The 9,482-nt window shown below is 56.7% G+C and carries 9 protein-coding genes and 1 tRNA gene; 4 read left to right on the top strand and 6 right to left on the bottom strand.

Annotation, left to right across the window (positions count from 1 at the left end; translation table 11 throughout):
* Nucleotides 1-333 precede the first annotated feature (333 nt).
* Both FCN80_RS26990 and FCN80_RS22085 read left to right on the top strand, forming a co-directional pair.
* Nucleotides 334-699 (top strand): hypothetical protein, encoded by a 366-nt coding sequence (locus FCN80_RS26990; RefSeq protein WP_230492862.1) that lies wholly within the window; start codon nt 334-336, stop codon nt 697-699.
* Entirely contained in the window at nt 696-1,742 is a 1,047-nt protein-coding gene (locus FCN80_RS22085; RefSeq protein WP_306767915.1) for a site-specific integrase, read from the top strand. Before FCN80_RS26990 ends, FCN80_RS22085 begins: the two co-directional genes overlap by 4 nt.
* Before the next feature lie 10 nt (nt 1,743-1,752).
* Here the strand turns inward: FCN80_RS22085 and FCN80_RS22080 are convergent.
* Nucleotides 1,753-1,828, bottom strand: a tRNA-Thr gene (locus tag FCN80_RS22080).
* A 248-nt stretch (nt 1,829-2,076) separates the two neighbouring features.
* Between FCN80_RS22080 and FCN80_RS22075 the strand changes: the two genes are divergently transcribed.
* Complete coding sequence (locus FCN80_RS22075) at nt 2,077-2,496, top strand: VOC family protein (RefSeq protein WP_170975492.1); 420 nt, start codon at nt 2,077-2,079, stop codon at nt 2,494-2,496.
* A gap of 21 nt (nt 2,497-2,517) precedes the next feature.
* Here the strand turns inward: FCN80_RS22075 and proA are convergent, their stop codons facing one another.
* The 5 genes from proA to gpt form a co-directional block, all read right to left on the bottom strand.
* Nucleotides 2,518-3,771 (bottom strand): glutamate-5-semialdehyde dehydrogenase, encoded by a 1,254-nt coding sequence (proA, locus tag FCN80_RS22070; protein WP_136992504.1) that lies wholly within the window; start codon nt 3,769-3,771, stop codon nt 2,518-2,520.
* A 16-nt stretch (nt 3,772-3,787) separates the two neighbouring features.
* The gene (gene proB, locus FCN80_RS22065; RefSeq protein WP_136992503.1) at nt 3,788-4,891 is read right to left on the bottom strand and encodes a glutamate 5-kinase; all 1,104 of its coding nucleotides are present in this window, start codon (nt 4,889-4,891) and stop codon (nt 3,788-3,790) included.
* A gap of 104 nt (nt 4,892-4,995) precedes the next feature.
* Nucleotides 4,996-5,397 carry a sigma factor-binding protein Crl gene (gene crl, locus FCN80_RS22060; RefSeq protein WP_136992502.1) on the bottom strand — a complete coding sequence of 134 codons (402 nt, stop codon included), beginning with the start codon at nt 5,395-5,397 and terminating at the stop codon, nt 4,996-4,998.
* Nucleotides 5,398-5,673: 276 nt separating this feature from the next.
* Entirely contained in the window at nt 5,674-6,915 is a 1,242-nt protein-coding gene (gene frsA, locus FCN80_RS22055; RefSeq protein ID WP_136992501.1) for an esterase FrsA, read from the bottom strand.
* Nucleotides 6,916-7,213: 298 nt separating this feature from the next.
* Nucleotides 7,214-7,672, bottom strand: coding sequence for a xanthine phosphoribosyltransferase (gpt, locus tag FCN80_RS22050; protein WP_136992500.1), 459 nt, complete (start codon nt 7,670-7,672; stop codon nt 7,214-7,216).
* Between the two features lie 330 nt (nt 7,673-8,002).
* On the opposite strand from gpt, the gene pepD reads away from it, so the two are divergent.
* Nucleotides 8,003-9,463: a beta-Ala-His dipeptidase gene (pepD, locus tag FCN80_RS22045; protein ID WP_136992499.1), complete on the top strand. Its 1,461-nt coding sequence runs from the start codon at nt 8,003-8,005 to the stop codon at nt 9,461-9,463.
* Nucleotides 9,464-9,482: the final 19 nt, after the last annotated feature.

The raw sequence follows: 9,482 nt of genomic DNA, 5'->3' as shown, positions 1-9,482 counted from the left end.
GGATATCACACTCACTGGACGCCACATCCGGCGTTTCCGGACGACCCTCCACCAGCCACCAGCGCAACGGAGGAATAGTGACTATCGACACCTCAAACCTGAAAACAGACCACGCTGCTGCCGTGGCCGCCGGCGATAAATTCTATATCGGTACGAAATGTAGAAAGCCGGGCCATGGCCGCGTCCGGTATGTTAACAGCCGAGCATGCAGAGAATGTGGTCGAGAAAAATGCGAGCGGCATCGATTACGTGATCAGTCCAGTCGTACAGATCCAGCCAGGTTTAGTCGTCGGGTTTTTGTCTTGGGCGACCCGAGGCGGTTAAGGGGCAATTATGAGTGATTTTTATATCGATGATGTTGTATTTGATCTGCATGAAGCCTCGGCGTTCCTTAAGCTCAGTGAAAGGGCGATTCGCGCCCGGATCAAAGATGGCCGTATCCGGGCCGCAAAATCCGGCGGGAATGGCGGTGGCAAACTGCAAATTTTGAAGTCTTCTTGTCTTGCATATATTCATCGGCAGCAGCAGGATCACGCTGTGAATGCGGATGATGGCCGAACAGAGGAACAAACTGTATGGCAATCAAACAAAGGTACGGTGTCTGGCACTGTGATTTCTTTACTCCGGACGGAAAGCGCATTAGACAAAGCCTTGGAACAACGGACAAAAGGCAAGCCCAGGAATTACACGACAAATTGAAATCCGAAGCCTGGCGCGCGGCAAAAATCGGCGAGGCTCCGGTAAAGACATTTGATGAGGCATGTCTGCGCTGGTTGGATGAGAAACAGCATAAAAAATGCCTAGATGACGATAAATCGAAGATAGGATTTTGGCGGCAGTACTTTGGCGGGAAACCACTTTCCTTTATTACCGAAGAAAGGATCCAGGCGGCGGTGGCCAGGATGGTCAATCGCAAGCACCGCTTAAATTGGGAGTCTATGCGCGATGGCTGCAAGAAAAGCGGCCAGCAGTGCCCGGAGTACATCCCCAGGCCAGTGGCGCAAGCAACAAAGTACTCCCATTTGGCATTTATCCGTTCGCTATTACGCATCGCGGCGAATGAATGGAAATGGTTGGATAAGCTGCCAGTGGTTAAGGCTCACCAGCCCAAGCAAAAGCGCATCCGCTGGCTGACAAAGGAAGAGGCCACCAGGTTGATAGACTGTATGCCTGAGCACCTGAAACCGGTGGTTATTTTCGCCCTGGCCACCGGGCTCCGGCGTTCAAACATTGTGGATCTGGAGTGGTCGCAGATCGATATGCAGCGGCGGGTGGCATGGATACATCCAGAAGATGCGAAAGCAGGTCGGGCGATTGGCGTCGCCCTTAATGACACTGCCTGCAATGTGTTGAAAAAGCAGATCGGCAAGCATTCTCAATGGGTTTTCGTTCACGTGAAGTCATCGGTTAGGGCCGATGGAACCCGGACGAAAGAAGTCAGGAAAATGCGATCCGATAGTAACACAGGCTGGCGGGCGGGTCTAAAGCGGGCAGGGATCGAGAATTTCCGTTTTCATGACCTCCGGCACACCTGGGCCAGTTGGTTGATTCAGTCCGGGGTCCCGCTGTCGGTGTTACAGGAAATGGGCGGATGGGAGTCAATTGAAATGGTGCGGCGTTATGCGCACCTTGCCCCTACCCATCTGACCGAACACGCAAAACAGATAGATATAATTATGGGTAATTACGGCACGAATTCGACACGCGAGCTGAAGGATGTGGCAGGAACTAAAGGTAACTAATTGATTTTACTGGTGCCGGTAATAGGAGTCGAACCTACGACCTTCGCATTACGAATGCGCTGCTCTACCAACTGAGCTATACCGGCCTCGAAGAAATTTTCGTATGGTCTCAATCACGGGGGGACACGTTATGCAAAAGCGGTTGAAGAGTCAATAGCCCGGCGTTCATATGCTGATAAAAACAGCAAATTGCTGATAAAAAACAGTCACCCGCCTGATAAGCGACGCCCTTCCCTCCCGTGCGCAACGCTATTGGCGGCCATACATGGCGGGCACGACTCCGCCAACTATGCTTAACCCTTGTAAGCATCTCATTCTTCGCGACGAGGCGGCCATGCAATTACAAGGTTTACACCATACCACCCTGGCGGTGGAAGATATGGCGACGATGCTGGCGTTCTATACCGATACCCTGGGCCTAAAATGCCACCCGGTCAAAAACAACTGGTTGGGGACCGGGCGCGGTTACGCACTGCATCTCATGCCAGTCGCCGGGGGACGCGCGCCGGCGGATCCCGCCCGACATATCGCCTTTCAAGTAGAGTCCCTCAATGGCTGCGCACGTCATCTGCTGGCGAAGGGCCTGCACCCCTATCAAATGTCGCTGTCCATGGAAAAATTTCCGGTGCGCGATGCCGATCACCCCCTTGATCAAGGCATCGGCACGCTTTTCCTGGACGATCCCGAAGGCAATACCCTGGAATTTGTTGAACGCCATCGGGGTATTTTCGCCCAGTACGATGACGGCTATTAAGGAAATGCAGCCAAAACGCGCTCAGGACCGCACCAGATTGTCGCCGTAGCCTATCCACTTATAGGTGGTTAGCGCCTCAAGCCCCATCGGGCCGCGGGCGTGCAGCTTCTGGGTGCTGACCGCCACTTCCGCGCCCAGTCCAAACTGGCCGCCATCAGTGAAACGGGTGCTGGCGTTAACGTAGACCGCCGCGGAGTCCACCTCCCGGACAAAACGCTCCGCCACGCCCAGCGACTGCGTGAGAATTGCGTCGGAATGCTGGGTGCCGTACATACGGATATGCTCCACCGCCTGATCAAGACCGGTCACCACCCGCACGTTCAAGTCCAGCGACAGCCATTCGTCCTGATATTCCTCTTCCGCCACCGCGACGCAGACGGCCGGACCGCCGGACAGATAAGGCATAGCCCTTTCGTCGGCATGCAACGTCACCCCCAGGCCCTGCATGCGCCGGCTCAGCGCGGCCAGGAACTCCGGCGCGATGGCCTGATGCACCAGCAACGTCTCCAGGGAATTACAGGCGCTGGGGCGCTGTATTTTGGCATTCTCGATAACATTGAGGGCCTGGGCGATATCGACAGCCTCATCCACATACGTGTGGCAGACGCCGATTCCGCCGGTGATAACCGGAATGGTGGATTGTTCGCGGCATAATTTATGCAGTCCGGCGCCGCCACGCGGGATCAGCATATCCACATAGCGGTCCAGGCGCAGCAGTTCGGCCACCAGCGCGCGATCGGGATTGTCGATGGCCTGCACCGCCTCTCTGGGCAGCCGGCACGCGGCCAAGGCATCCTGGATAACGCCCACTGTGGCGGCGTTGGTACGATGCGTCTCCTTGCCGCCACGCAGGATCACCGCATTGCCGGTTTTCAGGCAAAGTACCGCCACATCCACCGTCACGTTGGGACGGGCCTCATAAATGACGCCGACCACGCCGAGCGGCACCCGGCGACGTTCCAGCTTCAGGCCGTTGTCCAGCATACGGCCATCGATCACCTGGCCGACCGGGTCGGTCAACCGGCAAACTTGCCGGACATCATTGGCGATGGCGGCCAGGCGCGCCGGTGTCAGCAGCAGGCGATCGAGCAGCGCTTCGCTAAGACCGTTTTGCCGCGCATCGGTCATATCCAGGGCATTGGCCGCCAGGATCTGTTCGCTTTGCGCTTCAAGCCGATCGGCTATCGCCAGCAAAGCCTGATCTTTCGCCGCGCTGCTGAGCACCGATAATTGCCAGGAGGCCTGTTTGGCGGCCTTACCCATTTGCTCCAGCATAAAAATTCCTCAATACCTAATAAACGACCATGTCGTCACGGTGGATCACGACCGGTCCATATTCGTAGCCCAGGATTTCGCTGATCTGCTGGGAGTGATGACCGGCTATCATGCGTAGCGCATCGCTGTTATAGCGGCTCACCCCATGAGCGATGTCTTTGCCGTCCAGTCCGCGAATCCGTACCACCACCCCGCGGGAAAAATCCCCGGACACCGAACGTATGCCTTTAGGCAAGAGCGAGCTGCCCCGCTCCCGAATGGCCGCCAAAGCGCCATCGTCCACAGTGATATCGCCGGCCGGAGGCGGACCGAACAGCCAGCGTTTGCGGGATTCCAACGGCATCTCCTGTGCGTGGAAGCGGGTTCCCACCGACAGATCCGCCATCATGTCGCCGATAACGCCCGGCCGATTACCGGCCGCGATGACGACATCCACGCCGGCGCGGCTGGCAATGTCGGCGGCCTGAATTTTTGTCGCCATGCCGCCGGTACCCAGCCCGGAGACGCTACCGCCGGCAATACCGCGCAGCGCATCGTTGATCACCTTAACCTCGCGAATCAGTTCCGCTCCGGGATGGGCGCGCGGATCCGCGGTGTACAGCCCGTCAATGTCGGTCAACAGCAGCAGTTTATCGGCGTCCGCCAGTATCGCCGCCAGTGCGGACAAATTATCATTATCGCCGACTTTGATTTCCGTCGTGGCGACCGCGTCGTTTTCATTGATAACCGGGACAATGCGGTTATCCAGCAAGGCGCGCAAGGTGTCGCGGGCATTAAGGAAACGTTCGCGATCTTCCATATCGGCGCGGGTCAGCAGCATTTGGCCAATGTGGATACCGTAAATGGAAAATAACTGCTCCCAAAGTTGTATCAGGCTGCTTTGCCCCACGGCGGCCAATAGCTGCTTTGACGCGATGGTCGCCGGCAACTCCGGATAGCCCAGATGCTCGCGACCGGCGGCAATGGCTCCCGATGTCACAATGACGATGCGGTGCCCCGCGGCATGCAACTGCGCGCATTGGCGAACCAACTCGACAATATGGGCTTTGTTTAGCCGACGCGAACCGCCGGTCAGTACGCTGGTACCCAGCTTTACAACCAAGGTCTGGCTGCCATCCATACAATTTCTACCGTAAGTGAAATCGACGGCCAGGCCGTCTATAAAAAAGCGTTACGCCGGCCAGCATAACGCGAATTGAAAGAAAATGCAGGCCCGACGTGTGGTCAAGAAGTCAGGACAAACGGTTGCTCTTTGAAGGATTCGGCCGGCGCCAGGGTCATGTCCAGCGTGGCGAGGTAAGCGCGTAAACGCTGATGAAACATGCGCAGGGTGTTTTCCAGTTTCGCAAACACTTCCGGATCGCCGATTTTTTTCTCTTTCCAACGGCCTTCCCGGTCAAACAAGCCCAGACGATAAGAATAGGTAAAATGTCCATCCTCGACATTCATGTCCATCCACCAACCCCAAAATTCCCTCTTTTCCGGTGCGGGCTGCATGTTAAGGCAGACAGCCAGACAATCAAAGAAAAAATGCCCATCGCCGCATTGTTCCTCCCTAAGGTAGGGACCGAGCGCGGCGAAACCTTTTATCAGCCTGCTTTTAGGATGTCCGTTGACTACTGCCATAAATATGCCTCGCCGCGAATGTGTTTATACTCGTCATACTTCGGGTTGCCTCATTGTTGGCTGCGCTCGCTCACCCCAGTTACATAGTCGGCTATGCGCCTGGGGACTCGCTCCCTTGCCGCCGCGATGCAACACGAAGTATTTAGAGTATATATAGGGTCGTCATACTTCGGGTTGCCTCATTGTTGGCTGCGTTCGCCGACACGTTGGCCCGAGATCGCTCGGGCTCGAACATATTTATTTAGCAAACTAATAGAAATTAGCAACTCTTGGTGCTCAAAATTTTGTCAGCCAGTCGCGAATATCCAGCAAAGCCTGATGAAAATTCTGATAAACCGGCGCGGATTTAAGGGTCAAAAGCTTACCGGCGGTGGAGGAAGAAACAATAAGCATGGCTTCATCTTTCGGGCTGAAAGGATCGTTACCCCAATATCCGGCCAGCATGGGTACCTGGCAACGCCGGCCCAGCAGCCCCTGCGTTTTAAGCGAATAACAGCCGAGCTCGATTTTCAGCGCCCTGTCTGAAGCCTGCGCCATACCGATGCGGCTGGCCAGAACATCCATATACATGGCCGGCACGCGGTCCTGGCAACGGGCATCGGTAAAAAGCGCATGAACTACCGGGCCAAGGCAGGCCACCGCCCGCAAACGCTGTGGCTCAAGATAGGCCAGTCGAATGGCGATATTGGCGCCGAAACGAAAACCGAAAGCGCTGATGCGGTGAGTGTCGATCCAGGGGATTTCCGACAACCCCCGCAAAACCTGTTGATGTAGAAAACTGGAGTCCTGGGAGAGTTTCCACTTCGCCGCGAAACCAATGGAAGGCATGTCGATGGTCAGCATCGCCAGTCCGGCCGGCGCGAAATAATCATGGAAAAGGCGATAGGTATCGTTTTGCAACATATCCAGACCGCCGCACACCATAACAGTGGGAAAGGGGCCGGGCCCCTGTGACGGCAGATGCAGGAAACCGGTTAGTTTCCCGCCGCCGGTAATGGGAAATTCCAACGCCTTGACCTGGAAACGCAACCGTCCCACCGCCTCTTCCCAAGCCCGGTTGGCCAGCGTCTGAGCTTGTTCGGCCAACAGATCCCCCACCAGGTGGGGATAAGAGGCGATACTGTAAAAATTGGCCGCCCGCAACCAATAACCGCCGGACAATTCCGCCTGCGGTTCGTCCATGGCTTTCTGCTGCCAAAGCATTCCCTGATGCGACCACTCGTAAATCCAGTTGCCGGGCCGGTACCCCACCACCGTATCCAGTAGCCGATCGTCGCTGCGTTCGGCCTCGCTTGCGGCGATGCGCGCCAGGGTTTCCTCAATCTCCCAGGCGTCCAACCCCCGCCAAATCCACATCAGACGGTTTATCAGGCGGTACCAGTTTGCGGGATTGGCGCCGTCCAGCGCGGCGTTCACCGGGCATGAACCGCCATGCCGGATACGTTGCACCAGCGTGGAGGTTTCCTGCTGTTTGAAGGTCGGTTTAAATAACGTTTCGCTCAGATTGGTCCCGCCCATTACGCCGACGCCTCCTCAAATGCCGCGGTTCCTTTTACAGGAATGGTTAAGCAAGATTACTCAAAAAGGGCGGCTAGGTAAATTAACCTATTTTGCCGTTTGTGCCCGATTTCAGCTCAAGGACTGGCCCGGCGCAAAGAAATTGGCTAGGATGACCGGGTTGAGGGGCTCGCGCCCGATATCGCCGGCGGGCGCAACGCTGCCGGCCGTGCGGCGCTAAGCGAGGCGCATGACAGCTGGAATGCATGTCCAACGGCGCTCGGCCGAGAACCGGCCATGGCGCCGCCACAAGGGACGATTATTGTTCGCTGAGCGGTTTAACGAAGGTCACCGCCATGTCCCAGGGCTGTTCAATCCAGGTGTCTTGCGGGATATCCACGACATAGTCGTCCACCAGCGGCCGGCCGGCGGGTTTGGCGAACACCGTCACAAAGTGGGCCTTGGGATACATTTCACGTATCGCCTTGGCGGTGCTGCCGGTATCGACCAGGTCGTCGATGACGATAAAACCCTCGCCGTCGCCTTCGGCGCGTTTGATAACGGTCAGGGCGCGCTGATGCTGGTGGTCATAACTGGAGATGCAGACCGTATCCACATTGCGGATGCCCAGTTCGCGGGCCAGGATCGAACCAGGGACCAGGCCGCCGCGGCTTACCGCGATGATGCCCTTCCATTGTTCCGCCGGCAGCAACCGCTGGGCCAGCTTGCGGACTTGCATGTGCAACATGTCCCAGGTTACAACGTATTTATCACTCATAGTAATGCTATCCCGGCCAGATCGGCTCAAAATATACCAAGGGGAAAAAAGGTTGCGCGAGATTATAGAGACGCAACCGCACAAATACCAGTACCCTTTTTCACCGTGGCCCGCCACGGATCAAGGTTATACGCGTCATACGGCAAGCCGCTTATTCGCTGGCGGCGTTCATCCCCCCGTCACAGCGTTGGCTCTGCGCCTGGGGGCGATGCGACTCGAATTAATGAGAGCATAAGTGCTATCCTTGAGCCATCATTCGTCGACATCCGCCCGCCGGGCGGCAAAATTTCCCGCCCGGCCAGACATTTAGTTGTTACAGGAGTTCTTATCGTGTCTGAACTGACGCAACTTTCGCCACAACCATTATGGCAAATTTTTGCCAAAATATGCTCTATTCCGCATCCCTCATACCATGAAGAGGCTTTAGCCAACCATATCCTTGACTGGGCGCGGGAAAAAGGGATATCTGCGGAACGCGATGAGGCCGGCAACGTGCTGCTGCGAAAATCCGCCACCCCAGGTTATGAAAAGCGTCGGCCCGTGGTATTGCAGGCGCATCTGGACATGGTGCCGCAAAAAAACAGCGATACTGAACACGATTTTACCCGCGATCCGATCCAGCCTTATGTCGATGGCGAATGGGTCAAGGCGCGGGGCACCACCCTTGGCGCCGACAATGGCATCGGCATGGCGTCGGCGCTGGCGGTACTTTCCGATAACAGCGTACAGCACGGCCCATTGGAAGTCTTGCTGACCATGACCGAGGAAACCGGCATGGCCGGCGCTTTCGGCGTGCAAGCCGGTTGGCTGCAAGGGGAGATTCTGATCAACACCGATTCCGAGGAAGAAGGCGAAATTTACATGGGCTGCGCGGGCGGCGTTGATTTTAAAGCCATTCTGCCGCTGGAGCGGGAAGCGGCGCCGGCCGGTTATCAGACGGTAAAATTGACGTTTAAGGGGCTTAAGGGCGGTCATTCCGGCGCGGATATCCATCTTGGTCTCGGCAACGCCAACAAATTGCTGGCCCGTTTCCTGTTTCAAGCCGGCCAGGAGCTGGACGTCCGGGTGGTGGATGTGAATGGCGGCACATTGCGCAACGCCATTCCGCGCGAAGCGTTCGCCACACTTGCCCTGCCGGCGGACAAGATGGAGAACTTCGCCGGACTGGCGCGGCGATACCAGGAAATGATCCATGCCGAACTGGCGGCAGTGGAAAAAAACATCATCGTGCAGACGGAACCGGTGCAAACCGCGGCCGAGGCGCTGACCAAAGCCTGCGGCCAACGGTTTATCGCGCTGTTAAACGCCATGCCCAACGGCGTTATCCGTATGAGCGATGAAGTCAAGGGCGTGGTGGAAACATCGCTGAATGTCGGCGTGGTCACTATGGAACGGCAGCAGGCCACCATCCGCTGTCTTATCCGTTCGCTTATCGACAGCGGCAAGGAAGACGTCGTGGGCAGCCTGACCGCCTTGGGGCAACTGGCCGGCGCGGAATGCATCGCCAAGGGCAGTTACCCCGGCTGGAAGCCGGACGCCAATTCGCCGGTGATGCATTTGGTGCGCGAGACCTACCAGAAACTGTTCAACAAAACCCCGAATATCATGGTTATCCACGCCGGATTGGAATGCGGGCTGTTCAAAAGACCTTATCCGGACATGGACATGGTCTCCATCGGGCCGACCATTACCGGACCGCATTCGCCGGATGAACAGGTGCATATCAAAAGCGTCGGTCAATACTGGACATTGCTCACCGCGTTATTGCGCGCCATTCCCGAAAAAGCCTGAACCCCGTTCCGGCCGCATA

This window comes from Martelella alba (assembly GCF_005217455.1).
In the GTDB taxonomy this organism is placed as follows: Bacteria; Pseudomonadota; Gammaproteobacteria; order Enterobacterales; family Enterobacteriaceae; genus Acerihabitans.
Note: the sequence above shows the minus strand (reverse complement) of the source record. Positions and strands in the feature narration are given on the sequence as shown.